The sequence below is a fragment of the Deltaproteobacteria bacterium genome, from assembly GCA_016210045.1.
Lineage (GTDB): Bacteria > UBA10199 > UBA10199.
Window position 1 is genome coordinate 91,064 of the sequence record JACQUX010000021.1, and the last position, 20,537, is coordinate 111,600.

Annotated in this window: 11 protein-coding genes and 4 pseudogenes; 11 read left to right on the top strand and 4 right to left on the bottom strand. The window is 62.2% G+C overall.

Annotation, left to right across the window (positions count from 1 at the left end):
* The first annotated feature begins 3 nt into the window (after positions 1 to 3).
* The 7 genes and pseudogenes from HY696_06780 (at position 4) to HY696_06810 (ending at position 9,276) form a co-directional block, all read left to right on the top strand.
* Positions 4 to 5,535, top strand: a complete 5,532-nt coding sequence (locus HY696_06780) for a thrombospondin type 3 repeat-containing protein (GenBank protein ID MBI4238109.1) — start codon at positions 4 to 6, stop codon at positions 5,533 to 5,535.
* Positions 5,536 to 5,868: 333 nt separating this feature from the next.
* A complete protein-coding gene (locus tag HY696_06785; protein ID MBI4238110.1) occupies positions 5,869 to 5,958 on the top strand; it encodes a thrombospondin type 3 repeat-containing protein in 90 nt (29 codons plus the stop codon).
* Positions 5,959 to 6,030: 72 nt separating this feature from the next.
* A pseudogene (locus tag HY696_06790) lies at positions 6,031 to 6,177 on the top strand (thrombospondin type 3 repeat-containing protein).
* 141 nt (positions 6,178 to 6,318) lie between these two features.
* A pseudogene (locus HY696_06795) lies at positions 6,319 to 7,029 on the top strand (thrombospondin type 3 repeat-containing protein).
* A gap of 81 nt (positions 7,030 to 7,110) precedes the next feature.
* Positions 7,111 to 7,269: pseudogene (locus HY696_06800) on the top strand (thrombospondin type 3 repeat-containing protein).
* A 21-nt stretch (positions 7,270 to 7,290) separates the two neighbouring features.
* Positions 7,291 to 7,476 (top strand): annotated as a pseudogene (locus HY696_06805) (thrombospondin type 3 repeat-containing protein).
* 372 nt (positions 7,477 to 7,848) lie between these two features.
* A complete protein-coding gene (locus HY696_06810) occupies positions 7,849 to 9,276 on the top strand; it encodes a thrombospondin type 3 repeat-containing protein (GenBank protein ID MBI4238111.1) in 1,428 nt (475 codons plus the stop codon).
* Positions 9,277 to 9,318: 42 nt separating this feature from the next.
* On the opposite strand, the gene HY696_06815 is transcribed toward HY696_06810, so the two are convergent.
* From HY696_06815 to HY696_06825, 3 genes are all read right to left on the bottom strand, one after another.
* Positions 9,319 to 10,578, bottom strand: coding sequence for a divalent metal cation transporter (locus HY696_06815; protein MBI4238112.1), 1,260 nt, complete (start codon positions 10,576 to 10,578; stop codon positions 9,319 to 9,321).
* 208 nt (positions 10,579 to 10,786) lie between these two features.
* On the bottom strand, positions 10,787 to 12,079 hold the full coding sequence (locus HY696_06820) for a magnesium transporter (protein ID MBI4238113.1): 1,293 nt from the start codon (positions 12,077 to 12,079) through the stop codon (positions 10,787 to 10,789).
* 15 nt (positions 12,080 to 12,094) lie between these two features.
* Entirely contained in the window at positions 12,095 to 12,994 is a 900-nt protein-coding gene (locus HY696_06825) for a zinc dependent phospholipase C family protein (protein MBI4238114.1), read from the bottom strand.
* Positions 12,995 to 13,095: 101 nt separating this feature from the next.
* Here HY696_06825 and HY696_06830 point away from each other — a divergent pair, with 101 nt between their 5' ends.
* The 3 genes from HY696_06830 (at position 13,096) to HY696_06840 (ending at position 17,798) form a co-directional block, all read left to right on the top strand.
* Positions 13,096 to 14,244: an ATP-binding protein gene (locus HY696_06830; GenBank protein MBI4238115.1), complete on the top strand. Its 1,149-nt coding sequence runs from the start codon at positions 13,096 to 13,098 to the stop codon at positions 14,242 to 14,244.
* Between the two features lie 41 nt (positions 14,245 to 14,285).
* Positions 14,286 to 15,038: a uracil-DNA glycosylase gene (locus tag HY696_06835; protein ID MBI4238116.1), complete on the top strand. Its 753-nt coding sequence runs from the start codon at positions 14,286 to 14,288 to the stop codon at positions 15,036 to 15,038.
* A 144-nt stretch (positions 15,039 to 15,182) separates the two neighbouring features.
* Positions 15,183 to 17,798 carry an Ig-like domain-containing protein gene (locus HY696_06840; protein ID MBI4238117.1) on the top strand — a complete coding sequence of 872 codons (2,616 nt, stop codon included), beginning with the start codon at positions 15,183 to 15,185 and terminating at the stop codon, positions 17,796 to 17,798.
* On the opposite strand, the gene HY696_06845 is transcribed toward HY696_06840, so the two are convergent.
* A complete protein-coding gene (locus HY696_06845; GenBank protein MBI4238118.1) occupies positions 17,799 to 19,103 on the bottom strand; it encodes a GGDEF domain-containing protein in 1,305 nt (434 codons plus the stop codon). It lies immediately after the preceding gene.
* 133 nt (positions 19,104 to 19,236) lie between these two features.
* On the opposite strand from HY696_06845, the gene HY696_06850 reads away from it, so the two are divergent.
* Positions 19,237 to 20,427 carry a SpoIID/LytB domain-containing protein gene (locus HY696_06850; GenBank protein ID MBI4238119.1) on the top strand — a complete coding sequence of 397 codons (1,191 nt, stop codon included), beginning with the start codon at positions 19,237 to 19,239 and terminating at the stop codon, positions 20,425 to 20,427.
* Positions 20,428 to 20,537: the final 110 nt, after the last annotated feature.

A 20,537-nucleotide genomic window follows, 5' to 3' on the forward strand; every position in this document is an offset into this window, starting at 1 on the left:
ACTATGACAACACGGACCCGCGCTGTTCAGTTGACGTGGTGGCTGGCCATCGGCATTCTCCTCCCCGCGTGCGGCGCGATTACCGCGAACGCCCCGGCGACCACCAGCACGAACCCCAACGGCATCACGATCACCGGGACCTTCACCCTGCCGACCGGCACGCTTGCCGACCTCGGCGCCGGCACGGCGGCCGTGCGCAAGGCCGCGGGCGGCGCCTCGCACAAGGCCGCGACAACCGTCAGCCTCAGCGAAACGGCCGTCGCCGTTGGCACCTGTGAACTCCTCGACAGCACGTTCGCGGTCCTCGACACGGCCGCGACGCAGGCCGACGGCACCTTTGCGTTCGACGTGCCCCACCTCGCTGCGCTCCGCGATACGACAAACACGGACGACGCCGCGACGCTCTGCTTTCACCTCCGTTGCGCCGTCGCCACCCCGGACGGGGACCCGATTACGGAAGTGGCCAGTCATTGCCTCGATCGCGCCACCACGGAAACGGCCTTGCTGGATGCCGACCCCGCCACGGCCCCGCTCGCGGACCTCCCCGTCTCCAACGCGTCGAGTGTCACCAGCGTACTCGCCTACGCCGACACCGCCTTCAACCCGCTGACCGCCACGGCCGCGACGCCACCGCCGGCCCTGGCCGCGCCGACTCAGTATTTGCCCGCCCTCGACGCCGCCGTTACTATCGCCGCCACGGCCGGCGACGCCACGGCCACGGCCCAGACCGTCGATGGCTCGCTCGCCTTTCTCCTCGCCGCCACCGCCGCGTTGAATGACGGCACCCCGCTCGCCGATGGGACCGCCCCGGCCGCCGCCATCGCCCAGCTCTTCACGGCCGATGCGACCACCGCCGCCGCCACCCTCGACGTCCTGGCCGCGGCTTTGCAGAACACCGACGGGCTCGGCCACACGACCGCCACGACGTTGCGCGCCGTGACCGCGACGACCGAGGACGTCACGGCCGCGGTCGGATTGCTGGCCGCGCATCCGAACTTTGCCGCCGCCCCCCGCACCACCACCGCCCTGCTCGTCGGCGGGCTCATCTTGGGGAGCACGCCCACCGCGCTCCTCCAGATGGTCGCCACCGACACCAGCATCGGCACGCTCGTGACCTTCGCCACCACCGCCGCGACCGCTGCGGCCCCCACCAGCACCACCGCCGCGACCCAGGCCACGCATCTCAGCGCCCTGTTCGAACCCGCGCTCGTCCTCGCCGCCGCCCGCAATCCCGCCGCGGCCCAGGCCATGACCGCGATGCTGACCGAAGTGTTTGCCGCCCCCCGCGTCACCACCGCGACCGTCACCGCGCTCGGCAGCGGCCTCACCGCGCAGGCCGCCAATCCCGCCTTCTGGGGCACCCTCGCGACCGACACCACCGCCGACGCCACGGCCATCACCCGGCTCGTCGCGTTTGTCGACCAGGCGCACGCCGCGAACGTCGTCGACACCAATGCCGCGGACGGCACCACCCTCGATTGGGGCCAACTCTTCACCGCCGTCGACCTCCAGACCGACTGGGCGGCCATGGACGCCGCCACCTTTACCGCCCAGACCAGTGACTGGATCGAACAGAGCACCCTGCTCTTCAACACGGCCAGTTGCACCTATGCCGGCGGGAATTTCTGCGGCGGGCTGAACGCCGGCGGCAGCTGCGCCTGCGACGACGATTGCGTGCCGCGCGGCGACTGTTGCCCAGACAAAGTCGCCACCTGCGGCGCCAACACCTGGGCCACGTTCCTGACGACGTGGCAGGTCGACGTGAAAGACACGACCCTCTGGAGCACGACCTTCGCCCCGGCCACGGACGCCGACAGCGACGGCGACGGCGTCGCCGATGCCCAGGACAATTGCGGCTGGTGGTGGAATCCCGACCAGGCCGACGCCGACGGCAACGGCTTCGGGGATGCGTGCAGCGACACCGATCACGACGGCGCGTTCGACGACTGGGACAATTGCCCCACGACGTGGAATCCCGACCAAGCCAATACCGACTATTGGGCCGACAGCGCCGGCGATGCCTGCGACCTCGATGCCGACGGCGACGGCACTCCGCGGACCGCCGACAATTGCCCCGGGCTCTACAATCCGGACCAAACGGACAGCGACGACGACGGCCGCGGCGACGCGTGCGATGGCAAAGACACCGACGGCGACGGCTGGCTCGACAGCTGGGACAACTGCCCGCGCGTGGATAACCCGGACCAAATGAATACGGATTATTGGGCCGATGCCGACGGCGATGCCTGTGACGCCGATGATGACGGCGACGCGGTCGCCGACACGCACGACAACTGCCCCGTCTATTGGAATGCCGACCAGACCGACACCGACGACGACGGCGAGGGTGATTGGTGCGATGGGAGCGATAGCGATCAGGACGGCTGGCTCGATCTGTATGACAATTGCGCCACCGCCCCGAACCTCGATCAGGCCGACAGCAACTGGGACGGCGAGGGCGATGCCTGCGACAGCGACGACGACGGCGACGGCGTCGCGGACGCGAGTGACAACTGCCGCCTCGCCTGGAACCTCGAGCAAACCGACAGCGATGGCAACGGGCGCGGCGACGCCTGCGACGGCACCGATACCGACGGCGACGGCTGGATTGACGTCTCCGACAACTGCGACACGGTCAAGAATCCGGACCAGCTCGACAGCAACTGGGACGGCGAGGGTGATGCCTGCGACAGCGACGACGACGGCGACGGCGTCGCGGACGCCACGGACACATGCCGGTTGGCCTGGAACGCCGATCAAGCGGACGCGGACGGCAACGGGCTCGGCGATGCCTGCGACGGGACCGATACGGACGGCGACGGCTGGATCGATAGCGCTGACAACTGCGACACGGTCTCGAACCTCGATCAAGTGAACACCGACTACTGGGCCGATGCCGCCGGCGATGCCTGCGACGACGATGACGACGGCGACGACGTGGCGGATAGCCACGACACCTGCGCCGGCTATTACAACCCCGACCAGGCCGACAGTGACGGCAACGGCCAGGGCGACGCCTGCGACGGAACCGATGCCGACTTCGACGGCGTCATGGACAGCGTCGATAACTGCCCGTACCTGCCCAACCCCGATCAATTCGACACCGACAGCGACGGCGCCGGGAATTATTGTGACCTCGACGGCCTGACCATGCTCGCCGACGGCCCGGATGACCTCCCCGCCGCCGACTTCGACGGCGACGGAGTCCCAGACAGCACCGATAACTGCCTCGGCACGCTCAATGCGGATCAGGCCGACAGTGATAGCGACGGGCAAGGCGATGCGTGCGACGACGCGGACAATAACGACACCGACGCCGACGGCGTAGCCGATACCAGCGACAACTGCCTCGGCCTCTCGAATGCCGACCAGGCCGATACGGACGGCGACGGCCAAGGCGACGCCTGCGACGCCCTGAACGATGCCGATGACGACTTCAGCGACGACACGACGGACAACTGCCTCACCCTTTCAAATCCCGACCAGGCCGATACGGACGGCGACGGCCAAGGCGACGCCTGCGACGCCCTGAACGATGCCGATGGCGACTTCATCGACGACACGACGGACAACTGCCTCACCCTCTCAAATGCCGACCAGGCCGATACGGACAGTGACGGCCAAGGCGACGCCTGCGACGACCTCACCGATCAAGACGCCGACGGTATTGCGGACGACATCGACAACTGCCCGCTCACGGTCAACGTGGATCAGTCCGACCTCGACAGCGATTTCTTTGGTGATCTCTGTGACACCGACGACGACGGCGACGACGTCAGCGACGACACCGACAACTGCCCCACCCTATCGAACGCCGACCAGATCGATGTGGACACCGACACAATCGGCGACGCCTGCGACGATCTCGTCGACAGTGACGCCGACGGAGTTGCGAATGCCACCGACAACTGCCCGCTCACGACCAATACCGACCAGGCCGATGACGACAGTGACGGCTACGGCAACGCGTGCGACTCCGACGGCGACGACTTCGCCGATCCGACACCCATTTCAGCGCTGCCGTTTACTGAGACACGCGATGACACGATCACGAACACCACGGAGACGAATGAACCGATCGAGTGTAACGGAGCCCCGATCAGCAACACCGTGTGGTACAGCTATACGGCGTCGAGTGACACGTTCATTCAAGTCGACTTTCGTAATAGCAACTTCGACACAGTCGTCGCCGTCTACACTGGAACCGACCTCGACGACCTGAGCGCGGTCACATGCAATGACGACTTTTTTGATGTGCATGCGTCCGTGACCCTGCCGGTCACGAGCGGCACAACGTACTATATCCAAGCGGGTGCGTATGGTGGCGACACCGGCACCGATCTGACCATCGATGTCACCGAAGTCGATGCGCCGCCGGCGAACGACGACTTCGCGGACGCGATCCCGCTCACCGAAGTGGATCTGCCGTATAGCCCCGCCCCGTTCAGTACGACCGGCGCCGACAAAGAACCCGACGAGGCGGACGACTGTGCCTGGTCGGCGAATACCGTCTGGTATAGCTTCACCCCGACGGTCGATACCGTCGTGAACATCGATGCCACCGCCAGTGATTTCAACGTGGCCGCCACCGTCTACACGGGCGCCACACTCGGCACCCTGGGAGAGGAGTCCTGCGAATACAATACTATCGTGCAGTTCACCGCCACCGCCGACACCACCTACTACATCCGCTTCGGCGGCCTCAATGCCACCGGCGGCAGCAGCTTGAACTTCACGCTCTCCGAAGTGTTGCCACCGACCAACGACGACTTTGCCAGCGCCCAGGCGATCGGCGCCTTGCCGTACAGCGATACCCAGACCACCTCGCTTGCCGCCACGACGGAAGGCAGCGAATCGACCACGTGTAGCGGCCAGGACCTGGCAAACACCGTGTGGTACAGTTACACGGCCGGCAGCGATACGTACCTGAATCTGGATACGCGCTCTAGCAACTTCGACACCGCCGTCGCCGTCTACACCGGGACCGACCTCGCCAGCCTGTCGCTCGTCGCGTGCGACAATGACAACTTCGTGGAAGAACGCGGCGCCGTGACCATCCCCGTGAGCAACGGCACGACGTATTACATCCAAGTCGCGGGCAATTGGGGAGAGACCGGCACCGATCTCACGCTGGATGTCACCGAAGTCGATGCGCCGCCGGCAAACGACGACTTCGCGGACGCGATCCCGCTCACCGAAGTGGATCTGCCGTATAGCCCCGCCCCGTTCAGCACGACCGGCGCCGACAAAGAAGCCGACGAGGCGGACGACTGTGCCTGGTCGGCCAACACCGTCTGGTATAGCTTCACCCCGACGGTCGATACCGTCGTGAACATCGATGCCACCGACAGTGATTTCAACGTGGCCGCCACCGTCTACACGGGCGCCACACTCGACACCCTGGGAGAGGAGTCCTGCGAATACAATACTATCGTGCAGTTCACCGCCACCGCCGACACCACCTACTACATCCGCTTCGGCGGCCTCAATGCCACCGGCGGCAGCAGCTTGAACTTCACACTCTCGGGACTGTAAACCACCGCACGGCCACAACACACCCCCAGTTGGATTACCCAACTGGGGGTGTGTCTTGTTCCATATCAGTACACGGGGTATTGCACACCCGCGCGGCTCCACCGGGAGTGCAAACATACCGCACTTTTCCAGGATCGGCAGCGGCCTACAAACCTAATAGTTCGATAATGCACGGAGTTTTATTGCGCCCTCTTTGGCATGCGAACTGCTAGATAATACAGGCGGCGGGCTCAACGCCTGAGAATATGAGCATCATCAAACTACGACGCCGACGGCGTCGATGATCTCACGGTCGACAACTGTCTCAATGAGACCAATACCGACCAATCCGATTTGGACGGCGACGGCCAAGGCGACGTCTGCGATGGCGATGATGACAACGACGGCGCCGATGACGGCGACGACAACTGCCCCACCATCTGAAACAATCCCTGGACCGATCTCGACAGCGACGGCCTCGGCGACCTTTGCGACGATGGCGATGGGGATGGCGTCGTGGATGCAAGTGACAATTGTGCCGACGACTACAACGACACCCAAGCCGACGCCAATAGCGACGGAGAAGGAGACCTCTGCGATGCGGATGACTCCGACACCGACGGGATCGCCGATAATCTGGATAACTGCCCCGCTGACGTGAATCCAATCCCGACGACTGTCAACCTGAGCGAGTTCCTCGGGTACCTCGATAGCGGATACGCAAACATCACGACGCTAGTGCCGAACATTTTCTCCTTCGACGAGGGCGAAACCGGCGTCGAGATCGTCGATGGCGGTTTCGACATGTACGACGGCGGCAATCTGCTCGCCACGGATTTCGCCGATTCGTTCAGTTATACCGATGGCATCGTCACGGACGGCACTGCCATCTTCGGCGCCGACAGCGAATACTTCACCGCCAAGTATCCCGGCCTCTTTGTCTTGGCCGCCAGCAATATCACGATCGACCACTTTGACATCAGCGGGAATAATGGCGCCGACGGCGGCGGCAGTGTCACGACCACAACGCTCGGCGTGACCGTGAACGAACAGGCCTACACCGTGTTTATTAAACGTGTCATCGGGACTAGCGATCCGTCGATCAACCATCTCTTCATCGTCCCCGGCGATGGGACCGGGATCGATCACACCTATGCTGAGAATACCGACGACGATCTGGATGCGCTCGACGGACTCACGGGTATCGAAGAATTCTATTACCTGCTGGTCGCGCGTGAAAACGGAGCAGAGCTATCCGACGAAAGTGCAGAGGCCATCGTCACGGCGTTCTTGGATCTGATCCCCAGTACGACGGACCAGACCGATACCGACGGCGACGGACTCGGCGACGCCTGCGACAGCCTCAACGACGCCGACGACGACTTCGTCGATGACACGATCGACAATTGCGCCGACATCGCAAATCCCGACCAGGCCGACACCGACGCCGACGGCACCGGCGACATCTGCGATGACTCCGACAGCGACGGCTACTACGATGACATCGACAACTGTCTTGACACCAGCAACGCGGACCAAAGCGACCTCGACGTCGACGGCGTCGGCGATGCGTGCGACGACTCCGATAGCGACGGCGTGGACGACGACACCGACAACTGCATCGCCGACAGCAATGCCAACCAGGCCGATGCCGATACCGACGGAGCCGGTGACGCGTGCGATACGGGCGATTCCGATGCCGATGGCATCGCGGATAACCAGGACAACTGCCCCGCCACCGACAACGTGGACCAAACGGATACCGACAGCGACGGGATCGGAGATCCCTGCGATGACTACGACGGCGACGGGATCCTCGACGGAGACGATAACTGCCCGAATGACGACAATGCCTCGCAGGCCGATCTGGATCTGGATGGCGAAGGCGACACCTGCGACACCGACGACGACGGCGACACGACGCTGGACGGCGACGACCTCTGTCCCCGCGACAGCGACCCGGCGTGCGTCCCTTCGTTATATACATTCAGTGGCGTGGCCGCTGCTCTCCCCGAAGTGGACCTGATGAATTGGGAGACGTGTTGGAGCGGGACGTACGACGGATCGGCATCGCTTTCCGACGTCCTGACCGCATGCTCGGGCAGCAAACTGCTCCTCGCCTGCCGACCAGTCGGGGATGAAAATCTCACGCTAGCAGCCATGGCCCCACGCGCGGACGTTTTATTCGATTGTGATACAACAAGCGACTGTTCCCACAACGCCAACGATGTCGAATGGTACTATAGCGACTCGTATTCATGGGGATTTGCCCCCGGCGACGCCGCAGTGAGTCGCAGCGCATGCGATTGGCTCGGGGATGAGGGCGATTCGCGGATGTGTTGGCACACCAGCGGCAACTCGATTTCCGACGGCTATCGCTGCGGCAGCAACAATCTCGTCGGAAATAGTACGTGGGAGCGCGTGATCTACCAGCCGATCGATTGGGATAGCGACGGGTTCGACGACGGAGAAGACAACTGCGTCAACGACAGCAATATCGATCAGGCGGACATCGACGGCGACGGCGTCGGGGACGTGTGCGGCGACATCGATGGTGACAGCATTACCGATGCGCTCGATACGGACATCGATGGGGATCTCCTCGCGAATGACGACGACAATTGCCCGGCCGTGGTCAACGGCGACCAGACCGACACGGACAGCGATGGCATCGGCGATCTCTGTGACGACGCCGATAGCGACGGCGTCCTCGATGTGGACGACAACTGTCCGGACGACAATAATGCCGACCAAACGGATTGGAACACGAATGGCATCGGCGATGCATGCGACGATACCGATAGCGATACCGTCGCCGACAGCGCGGACAACTGCATCCTCGTAGCCAATGGCGACCAGGCCGACTATAACGCGGATACCCAAGGGGATGCCTGTGACGACACGGATGCCGACACCGTGAACGATGATATCGACAATTGCCGCGAAACGACGAACGCCGACCAGGCCGACACCGATATCGACGGCATCGGAGACGTCTGCGACGACGACGATGGCGACGGGATCCTCGATGTGGACGACAATTGTCCCAACGATAGCAACGCGAACCAGGCCGATCTGGACCTCGACGGGGAAGGCGACACGTGCGACACGGACGACGACGGCGATGCACTGCCGGATGGCACCGACCCGTGTCCGCGCGATAGCGACCCGGCCTGCGAGGCCTCACTGTATTCCTTCTCCGGCGTGCAAGAGAACCTCCCGGAAAGCGATCTGCAGAATTGGGAGACGTGCTGGAGCGGGACATACGGCGGATCGGCATCGCTTTCCGACGTCCTGACCGCTTGTTCGGGCAGCAAACTGCTCATGGCCTGCCGACCGGTCGGGGATGAAAATCTCACGCTGGCGGCCATGGCCCCACGTGCCGATGTGCTCTACGATTGCGGCACGACCAGTAGCTGTTCCAATAACGCCAATGGCGTCGAATGGTACTATAGCGACTCATATTCATGGGGATTTGCCCAAGGCGGCAGCGCCATCAACCGTAACACATGCGACTACCAGGGCGACGACCCGACGTTACGCATGTGTTGGCATACGAGTGGCGGCAACGTCTCCGGCGGCTATCGCTGCGGCGACAACTCGCTCGGCGAAAGCAGTACGTGGGAGCGCGTGATCTTCCAACCGATCGACTGGGACGGTGACGGCATCGATGATGGAGAGGACAACTGTATCGCCGACGTCAACGCAGACCAGGCGGATACGGATTCCGACGGCATCGGGGATGTATGTGACACTCCATAAATGGAGTTCGATGGATACGATGTGAGGCTGCGGCCACACCGATCACCGCCACACGAACGCCAATAACCACCCGTCCGCGGCGGACATCAGCCCGAGGGCCAGGTAGCAGCAGAGGTTGAAGCGGCGGGAGTTGACGTATTCGCCGAGCAGGGTGCGATCGTTGGCGAGGCGGAGGATCACGAGCATCAGGATCGGAATCACGAACCCGTTGATCACTTGGGACAGGATCATGATCTCGAACAGTGGGAACCGCGGCCACAGCACCGCGACCGCGCCGAGCACGATGATCGCGGTGTAGAGACCGTAAAATTGCGGCGCCTCCTTAAACGTCTTATTCACGCCGTGTTCGAACCCGAGACCCTCGCAAACCGTATATGACGTCGAGAGCGGGAGAATCGACGCGGCGAACAGCGACGCGGTCCCGAGCCCGAACGCGAAGAGCAGCGCCGCGTAGTCGCCCGCCAACGGCCGCAACGCCCGCGCGGCGTCGGCCCCCGATTGAACGGCGATCCCCGCCTTGCCGAGCGTCGCGCCGCACGCGACGGCAATGAAAAACGCGACCACGCTCGCCATGCAACAGCCGGCGATCACGTCCCATCGCGCCATCCGCAGATTGTCGACCGCGATCCCTTTTTCCACGACTGCCGCCTGCACATAAAATTGCATCCACGGCGCCACGGCCGCACCGACCAGACCGACCAACATATAGAGATACGACCGATCCCAACGCGCCTGAGGAAAGACGACCGACCGCGCGACATCCCCCCAATCGGGCTGTGCCAACCATCCGGAGATGATGTACGCGACGTAAAACAGCGTCGCGATCAGGAAGACCTTTTCCACCGTCTTGTACGTCCCGCGCACCACGATCAGCCAAACCACCGCAGCCGCGATCGGGACCGAAAACCACTTGCCGATGCCGAAGAGGCCTAAGCTGGCGGCGACGCCGGCGAACTCCGCCATCGTATTGGCAACGTTCGTCACCAATAAGACCAACATCAGATAGAATGTGAGTTTGAGTCCGAAGCGCTCGCGCACTAAGTCCGCGAGCCCTTTGCCGGTCACGGCGCCCATCCGCAGGCCCATTTCCTGGGTCAAGATCAGCATGCCGGTAATCGGAAATAACGCCCAGAGACAGGAATAGCCGAACGGATATGATCCCGCGGTCGAGTAGATCGCGATCCCACCCGCGTCGTTATTGACATTGGCCGTAATAAACCCTGGCCCCAGGACCGCAAAGAGCATCCAGAGATTCCGCAACAACCCTTTCGGCGACGGCCGCCGCACCTTTCCCCAACGCATCCACCCTCCACTCCCAATAGCCCTCTGCGTTTCGCTTCAACATCAATGGCCGCCAGGGGGGCGTCCCCCTCGGGCGAGTCTGAGCGAGGCGGCACCATGGTGATGAAACCCCGCCGAGCGAGGTCTCAGCGAGCCGAGGGCCGTAACCCGAGGCGAGCGGCCCGAGGGGGACGCCCCCCTGGCGGCCATCCCCGCGAGCAGACGGGCTTCACATAATCCCGCTCTTCTCACCCCAAGCGGCTTGGATCACCAGGCTCAGCACGTCGTCCATTGTGATGATGCCTTGCAATACGCCGCGTTCATCCAACACCGGCATCGCGAAGCAATTATATTTGTCGAGCAGGAACGCCACTTCTTTCGCGGAATCCGTCACCCGGACGCTCACCGGACGCGCGTCCAGGATTTCTTTGATCGGCCGCTCGACCGGCTCCACCAACAGCGCGCGGAAATTGACGACACCCTCCAATTTGCCGGCCTCGTCGACCGCGTACGCGTAGTAAATCGTCTCCGCGACGCCGGTGAGTGCTTTAATCCGCTCAATCGCTTCGCCGACCGTCGACCCGGTGGGCAACGTGATGAAATTGGTCGTCATCAGACCGCCGGCCGTATTGTGATGATGCGACAACAATTGCGACAACTTCTGGGCCTGCGACGAACTCATCTCCCCCAAGAAGCGATCCGCGTCGCGCCGCGGCACGCTCTGCAACACGTCAGTCGCCTCATCCGGCGGCATCCGCTCCAACACGGCCACCGCGGTTCTGGTGTCGAGCTCGGCGATCAGCTCCGCGCGAAAGCGCTGATCCAATTCGCCGAGAATCTCCCCTTGGATTTGCGGTTCGAGCGATTTGAACAACGCCACGCGTTGATACGGATCGAGTTCGACCAACATCTCGCTCAAATCCGCCGGCGGAATGGTTTTAATATCGGCCTGCGCGACGGTAATCGCCAACGTCCCCGCAGTCGGGTTGACCTGCAACGGCTGCACATATTTCCACGCAATGAAACTCTCGCGCGTCAAGTAGCGGGAATGCGGATGGAGCACGCGCATGATCCGGTCCATCAACTTTTCCCACCCCAATCGCCGCACCATCCCCCGCAACCCGACATCGACGTGCGCAATGCGGAAGTCGCCGTTCACTTGCAACAAATGCACGTCGTTCACCCGCACTACGCGACGATGATAGACGTCCACCACTTGTTGATCGAGGATATGCCGCCGCAGCGAGCTATCCGTGAACGGAGGCGGCTGCTTCGCGTAGCTGAGCGTTTCCATCGGCACACGGAGTTGGAAGGCCGGACGCCCCTGATACGTCCCGCCATGCACCTGTGACCACGGCACTACGGCGTAACGCCGCCGCAACCGCCCGACCCGCAGCACTAGTCCCGACAACGCCGGATACGGGCCTTCCAGCGCGCAGAGGAAGTCCGTCGGCCAGCCGGCCCAACGGCCATGGCGGTCGATCACATCGCGCTTCGTCAATTCGGTGTAAAAGAGAAACATACGCACGTACGCACGTTACAACGTTGGCCACTCGACCACCGGTTCATACACGGCCTCATACAACCGTCGATCGCAGCGCTGCAAGAAATGTTCGATCTCCGTTTCACTTTTTTCTCCCTTCCGCCACGTCCGCCGCAATTGTCGCCACTGCACCACGGCCTCGTGTTCGCGCGACATCCCGGTCGGATCGCCGGCCAGGCACGGCGCGGTCTCTGGCGCGCGGAGAAAATCCAATACCGTTCGTTCCACTAATCGCCGAAAATGCCGCACGCGTTCCTCCCGGAGCGACCAACGCGACCGATGCGCATAGGCTTGCAACCCGTGACGCAACTGCTGGAGACGATGCATCACTAAAATCGTCGCGAAAATGCGCTTGCTGGTACGAAACGAAAAAAGCGTCTTACGTAACACGCGCTCCAGCAGTCGATCGAATTCGCGAAAGTCTCCCTGCACCAACGCCGGAATCACGGCCCACGTCTCGCGCGATACCGACAAGTCGAAGCGCATCTCCCAATAGGTATGGCCGAGTAACCGCGCCTTGAAACTGCGAACGATCTTGTACGGAATGTAATACCCGTGCGCCACCACATCCGCCGCCAAATGAACGAGATAGCCATACACTGCCGCGCGCAGCCGATCCGTGCCGGCCTCGCTCAACAATAACTTCCCCATGCCCCACTGATGGCAGTGAAACAGATAGCCCGCGCGCTTCTTGGAGAGAAAAATATCGGGACTCACCGCACCGTAAATGAAGTCATGCGGATACCGCCGCAACAGCCGCGCCACCACCGGCGCCGCCAACGCGATGTGCCCCAAACACCACTGCGCCAATTCGAGATGCATCCCCGGCCCCCACGCAAACGCCGGCGCGGACCAAACAAGACACGCGAAGAGGAAGCACCACCATGTGTACATGCAGCACCTATTATCATTCCACACCCGTTGAGACCAGCAGACTCAGCAGGGAATTATTACCTCTTGATTTTAGGAGATGCATCTCCTAAAATCAGACTCAAATGTTAACCCGCGAATTTACTAAACCTTTACAGCACCGACTCTTGGAGCCCGCCCCGTTGCTGCAAGTGTTGCTGGGGCCTCGCCAAGTGGGAAAGACCACCGCCGCCCGATATATCTATGACCACTGGTCGGGACCGAAATTGATGATCTCGGCCGATGAGCCGAGTCCACCGACGCCGGAATGGATCACGACCCACTGGCAACAGATTGCCAGACAAGGCCCCGGGGGATTGTTTATCATCGATGAAGTCCAAAAAGTGCCGGGCTGGAGCGAACGGATCAAGGCACTCTTCGATCCGGTACGCGGCACCGGACAACTCAAGGTCTTGCTGCTCGGCTCTTCCAGCCTCTTCCTCCAACGAGGACTCCGCGAGAGTCTGGCCGGTCGCTTCGAACTCATCCAGGCCCCGCACTGGAGCTATCGCGAATGCCGCGACGCCTTCGGTTGGGACCTTGACACGTATCTCCGTTTCGGCGCCTATCCCTCTTCGGCACCATACATTCAGGATGAAGCGCGGTGGCGCGCGTACATCCTGCACAGCATCATCGAACCCGTGATCGGCCGCGATCTCTTAGGCCTCGCGCCCGTGACTCAACCCGCGCTCTTCCGCCAGGCCTTTGAATTGGCTGTCCATTACCCGGCCCAAGTCGTCAGCCTGCAAAAACTCCTCGGCCAACTGCAAGATCGCGGCAATGTCACCACCGTCAAACATTATTTGGCGCTGCTCGAGCAGGCGTACTTGATCCGTTGTCTCCAAAAATATTCCGGATCGATGATCCGCAGTCGCAGCTCCAGCCCCAAGATCGTGGTCCTGAACCCGGCCCTCACCCATGCCTATCAGGCGCAGGCCCGACTCGCACACGATCCGACCTGGAACGGGCTGATGTTCGAATCGATGATCGGCGCCCATCTCGCACAACGTGTCGCCGGGACGCTCTATTACTGGCGCGACGGACAGGATGAAGTGGACTACGTAGTCGTCACTCCCCAAGCAACGCTGGCGATCGAGATCAAATCCGGACATCACAAGAAGACGACACGCGGCTTGCAAACGTTTGCCCGTCGCTATCCGGACGTCCTTTGCCAAACTTGGGATTACGCTCGCTGTCTGGAATTTCTGGAAACAGACCAATGGCTCCGCAGGTGATGCATCTTGACCCGGCCCCCGAGACCCTTTACAGCACGGCCATGTCCGATACCCCGACAGCGACCGATGTATGGCGTGAAGTGGACCGCTATCTGCGCTATTGTGAAATCACCGAGTGCACGCTTATCCCGAAACCGGCACCCGCCGCCGCGCCGGCAACGACCGCGACGCCGATGGTGGTCGGCACTCCGCCACCGGCTGAGACACCGGCACGCGCCCCAACCGAAGATCCCACGGCACGACTCGCCGCGATCCGCGCCGAACTCGGCGATTGCCGCCGCTGCCGCCTCTGCGAAGGTCGCACCAAGCTCGTCTTCGGCGTCGGCAATCCGTTCGCCACGCTCGCGTTCGTCGGCGAAGGACCGGGAGCCGACGAAGACCGCCAAGGCGAACCGTTCGTCGGCCGCGCCGGACAGCTGCTCAACAAGATCATCGAGGCGATGCATCTGCAACGCACCGACGTCTGGATCGGCAACGTCGTCAAATGCCGTCCGCCGCAAAATCGCGCGCCGCTCCCCGACGAAGCCGCGACGTGTCTCCCCTTCCTCCGCGCCCAGCTCGCAGCGATCCGGCCGCAGATCATCGTCTGCCTGGGGAGTATCGCAACGCGCTACGTGCTCGGCGACGAACATCTCCAGATCAGCAAAGTTCGCGGGCATTTCATGCCATGGAACGGCATGACCGTGATGCCGACCTACCACCCCGCCTTCCTGCTCCGAAATCCCGCGATGAAAAAACCGGTCTGGGAAGACATGCAAAAAGTGATGGAAGCATTGCACGCCCAATCAACATGATTGCTGCCAGCCAAAACTGGCAAGATCACACCCAGCTGGTAAGATCACACCCAGACTGATCATCGGCAGCCTTTTCAAACGACCGATTATTCAACTATTTTTACGCTCCGCCCTGGCACAGCCCATGCAACTCTAGCAACTCGCATGTCTCGACATACTCGCCGTCTCAGTGTGGGGCTCGGCGTCTGGCTGGCCACTGCTGCGGTATTCAGCCTCGGATGCGGTGCCGGACTCGCCCCCACCGGCACCGGCTCCACGCCAGTGCCGATCGAACTCCCCGCCAATTTTCTCTTTCCAGGCGAGCTCGGGATTTCCGTCAACGACGTCCGTGCCGGCACCGCTCTGTCCATGCGGCCACAGAAATCGCTCGCCGGCGACACTGCCACGGCAAAGGCGTTGTCACTCGTTGAGACCGCACAAATCCGGCTCGACCAAATCCTCGGGTTCCTGATGGAGATTGCGGTCACGACCAGCGATACGACCACCAGCGCCTCCGGCCTCTTGAGCGACGGCACCGCGTGGTATATTGATTTTTCCAATTACTCCTGGCCTCCATTTTCCACGCAATCGCTCACCGACATCGACTGCCAAACGGCCTGTTCCGGACACACAGCCGCCTATCCACTCTGCGTGCGCCTCTATTTAAACGATCGCCGTGTCTGGATCGGCCGCTTTACGGCGCAGCCCTCCAGCACCAGCCGTGGTGCCGGGTGTTTTCGGACCGTCTCGACGAATACCACCGCAACGACCCTCGCGGCGCTCTTCGACGGGACCGAATCATTTCCCATCAGTGGAGTTTGGGAACAACAAACAGACGCCGATCGCACGCTCGAACTCTTTTGGGCCACGACGACCGCCGACACCAACGCCGTGACGGTCACAGCTTCGCACGCCACAGTGACACAACAAACGCCGACCGCCTCCGCATCGCTCGGCACACACGCCGTGGAAACTACCACCCCCATTGTGTCGGTCGCGTCGCTGTCTAGTTATCTGAGCAACGATACCAATTTCAGCACTGACATCACCGCGCTGTGGCAACGCGCAAGCGATCGCATTCGCACCAGTCTCACCGTGGAAGACACGACACTGACGGATACGTGTCTCACCTTCGCCGGCCTCACGGCAGCGACAGGCTGCCTCGGGTCGAGTCTCCCACCGCTTCCCGGAACCGCCCTGACGAGCGACATCGGCATCACCGACGACTTGGCCGCCGACGTCATGAACGCTGCCGCCCCGACAGTCACGGCCACATCGCCCACTGCCGGTGCAACGGATGTGTCGATCGACACGGCCATTACGATCACGTTCGATACGCCCATCGATCCCGCCAGTGTCACGACCTCAACGATCAGCGTCAGCGGCGGCGTCACGGGGACACTCAGCAGCGACGGCGCCACCGTGACGTTCACGCCAACCGGCGCCTTCGCTTACGAGACCACGTATTCCGTCACCGCAAGTCATTTGCTGCAAAGCGCCGAGGGCGTCGCGATGAATGCCGATTACAATTGGTCGTTCACGACCACGACCGCGCCGGCCGGCGATCCGGCGGACTCGTCTCCCGCTGAAGAACCAGCGACCGCGACATTTGCGCTCGACACAACCTTCGGCACCAATGGCATCGCAACAGGAGACACCGGCTTGGGGATGGATGTCGCCGTGGCCGCAGAGCGACAATCAAGCGGTGCAGTCGTCGTATGCGGCGCGACCAATAATTCCACGCTGTCGCTGCTCACTCGCTTCACAGCGGATGGGACTTTTGACACGGACTTCACCATCACGGCCGACCTTGCGGTCGGCGCCATCAGCGAAGGCTGCTATGACCTGGTCCTCCAGAGCGATGATCGGATTCTACTGGCCATCTATAATCAAGACACCTTTGTCGTTCAACGCTACACCGCCGATGGCGCACTCGATCCGACGTGGAGCGATGACGGCACGGCCACCGTCCCGATCGGAACCAGTCTCGTGTACACAACAGCCATTGCGCTCACTCCCGATGGCAACGTCTTAGCGGCCGGTTCCGCCGCCGGCGGCGACTTCAGCTATAATCAGATCGTCCTCACACAGTTGAACAATACCGGCGCCGTCGACACTGCATTCGGAACGGATGGCGTCACGGTTACGGATGCCGGCGCTGTGGCTGGCACAATCAGCTTGGTCGTGCAGCCGGATGGGAAAATACTGGTCGGCGGTTGGGTCGACAATGTCACCCGCGACTTTCTCTTGCTCCGCTATACCGCGACTGGAGCGCTGGATACGACATTCGGCACTAACGGAAGAGTCGTGACCGACGTCGGATACGATAACCAATTAACTCGCCTCGTCGTCGCGACGGATGGAAAAATCTGGGCCGCCGGCAGTCGGTACGGCGCGCAGGCAACGAATCCCTTCGTGCTGGCACGCTATAATAGCGACGGATCACTCGACACGACGTTCAGTGACGACGGATACCTGACATATGGTGGATCCAATACGGCCGTGACCGGGATCGTCGCCCAACGCAGCAACGGCAGTTTCGTGGCCCCCGTCCTCGTGCGCGACGCCGTGACACAGGCCTACTCCTCCGGCATCATCGGATTTTCCAGCGATGGATCACTCAACACGACCGAGTTCGGCACGACGGGCATGGCCACAACCAGCTTCGGCACTGCCTTAGCGGGTGCCACGGATATTCTCGTATTGCCGGACGGCAACCTCGTTTGGAGCGGCTACAACATCACGACCGGCAATCTCACGCTACTCCGCTTCAGCCAATAATTACGACACTAACCGCGGGCCGCGGGTCTCGGTCGCGCTGGTCGGGGCGTCACTGCGTGCGGGATAGGCCACGACGCGATTCCGGCCGGTGTCTTTCGCCTCGTAGAGCGCGATGTCGGCATGATCGATCAAATCTTCAATGTGCTGCGCATCGTCGGGGTGGACCGCCAGACCGGCGCTGATCGTCAGCGGCCGCACGGCCCCTTCCTGCGGCACGGGAAAGCGCTCCAGTTCGATCAAGCGGCGCAGCTTTTCCCCCACATGCAGCGCCCCGGCACGATCGGTGTCGGGGAGCAGCACAATGAATTCCTCGCCGCCGAACCGCGCCACGGTATCGACTTCGCGCAAGTTGCGGCGCAACACCTCGGACAGGTGACGCAAGACTTGATCGCCATGCAAGTGGCCGAAGGTGTCGTTGTAGGCCTTGAAGTGATCGACGTCGATCATCAACACCGAGAGGGCGCGGTGAAAACGCACCGCTCGCTTCCACTCGATCTGCAAGACCTCTTGAAAGTGACGCCGATTATACAAACCCGTCAGTTCGTCGCGTACCGCGAGCTCGCGCGTCTGCATATAGAGCCGCGCGTTGGCGATCGCCAATGCCACTTGATTCGCGATCAAATTGAGCAGCCGAATCTCTTTTTGCGGAAAGCTGCCGACCCCGGCCCGTCCGAAATTGACGACGCCGAGGACTTCGTTTTTATACCACAACGGGATCGACACCAACGCGCCGTCCGCCTGCAGCTCCCCGCGATAATAGAGAAAGCGTGGCTCTTTGCGCGTGTCGCGGACATAGAGCATCTTGCCGCTCCGCGCGACCTCGCCGCTGACGCCTTCGCCGACGTGAAAAATCATATTCTGCAGCCGTTGATCGTCCGCAAAACCAAACGCGGCCCGCACTTGGAGAAACTGATGTTCCGGATCGAACAATAAAACGACAAATTCGCGCAACGTCAGATTGGTGCGGACCAACGCCGTGATCCGCTCCAACAGTTCCGGCAGCTCGATCGTACTGCTGACCCCTTGCGCGATCTCGAACAACAGCCGCATATCGCGCAGCGCCTCGTGCGTCTCACGGCGCGCTGCAATCGCAGTCGCCGTCGCAAGTGTCGTCCCAGCTTGCTGCGGCACCAGACCGGTGCGGGTGGCCAGCAGGGCCGTGACAATAATACTCCCCACGACTTCCACAATCGGCTGCCACAACGGCGTCTCCGCAGCCGTCTCCGGTCGCGTCAAATAGAATGCAAGATGCAACACCACATAGGCCCCGGCCCCAGCTGCGGCGGCCACAACCCAGCGCGCCACAGACCTGCGTGTGGGCACAGGTGGCGGCGTCCGCGCAGCGCGACGCGATACGTTCCGTGAGGGGCGTGGCATAATCGTTGTCTTCACTTCCTGAATGTATTATCGACGCCGCACTGGAAAACGTTGCGCCAAAATGTACGAAATATTCACCACTATAATCAATCAGTTACGAGTCGCGCCGCGTTGGTTCCTCCCGCTGCTCGCCCTCTGTGTCAGTGCGCGTGCAGAATCGGCGCAGACCGCGTCTCCAACTCGCGCCGTCTCGGAGCTGCGGATCGCGCTCGTGGACCACGCCGGCTCGTTGCAACTGGCGGCGCGCGCCTTTCACTGCGCGCTGGCGCCGGACCAACTCACCGAGGCCGCAGCGCTGGAACCGTTGCACGCCGCAACCGTGCGTCCCACCGAGGCCGGACTGTTGCTCAACACCCAATTCTTCGCCGCCGATTTTCTGTTTTGTCGTGCGCGCCTCGGCGCGCTGACGGTCAATCGTATGCCCGTTGCGGGAACCTTGCAAATTTTTCGCACCTCCGGACAATTGTTCGCCATTGAATCGCTGCCGCTGGAACAGTACCTGCTCGGCGTCCTCGCCGGCGAGATGCAGGCCAACTGGCCGCGGGAAAGTCTCCGCGCCCAAGCGGTGGCAGCGCGCAGTTACGCGGTCGCACAGTTCCTCGGGCGCGCGACTGAATCACGCCCCTATGACTTGCTCGCATCGACCGAAGACCAAGTTTATCGACCGGGCTTCGTCCCGCCAGCCACGATCGTCGATGCCGTACAATCCACGAACGGTGAAGTTCTGCGGTCAGATGAGCAAGTGCTCAAAGTCTATTTTCACAGTTGTTGCGGCGGCCAAACCACCTCCGCCGCGAACGTGTGGGGAGCCCGCGCAGCGCCCGGCACCACGCGCGTGACCGATCCGTATTGCCGCCGCGCGCCGCACGCGCGCTGGGAGCTGCGCCTCTCGCGCGCGGAGCTGGAAGCGCGTCTGAGTCGAGCCGGCGTCATCACGCCCGGCGTGCAAGCCATCGAGATGGAACACGACGCTGACGACGCCCGCACTGCCCGCGTCCGCCTATTGACGGAAGGCGGCGCGGTCACGATCGCGGCAAACGACTTCCGTCGCGCGCTCGGCTTTCACGAATTGAAAAGCACCTGGTTCGACAACCGCCGCCGCCGCGACCAATGGATCTTTCGTGGCCGCGGCTTCGGCCACGGCGTCGGCCTTTGCCAATGGGGCGCCAAGGCGATGGCGGAGCAAGGAAAAGGCTATCGCGAAATATTGGAATTCTACTATCCGGGAGGTCAAGTTGAGAGAAGGTATTAGTGGTTCATCCAGCAATCGAAGCTCGGCCGGGGCGGGAGGGGGCCCCACGGGCCGTTCGCCTCGCGTTACGGCGCTCGGCTCACTGAGACCTCGCTCGGTCGAGCTTCAAC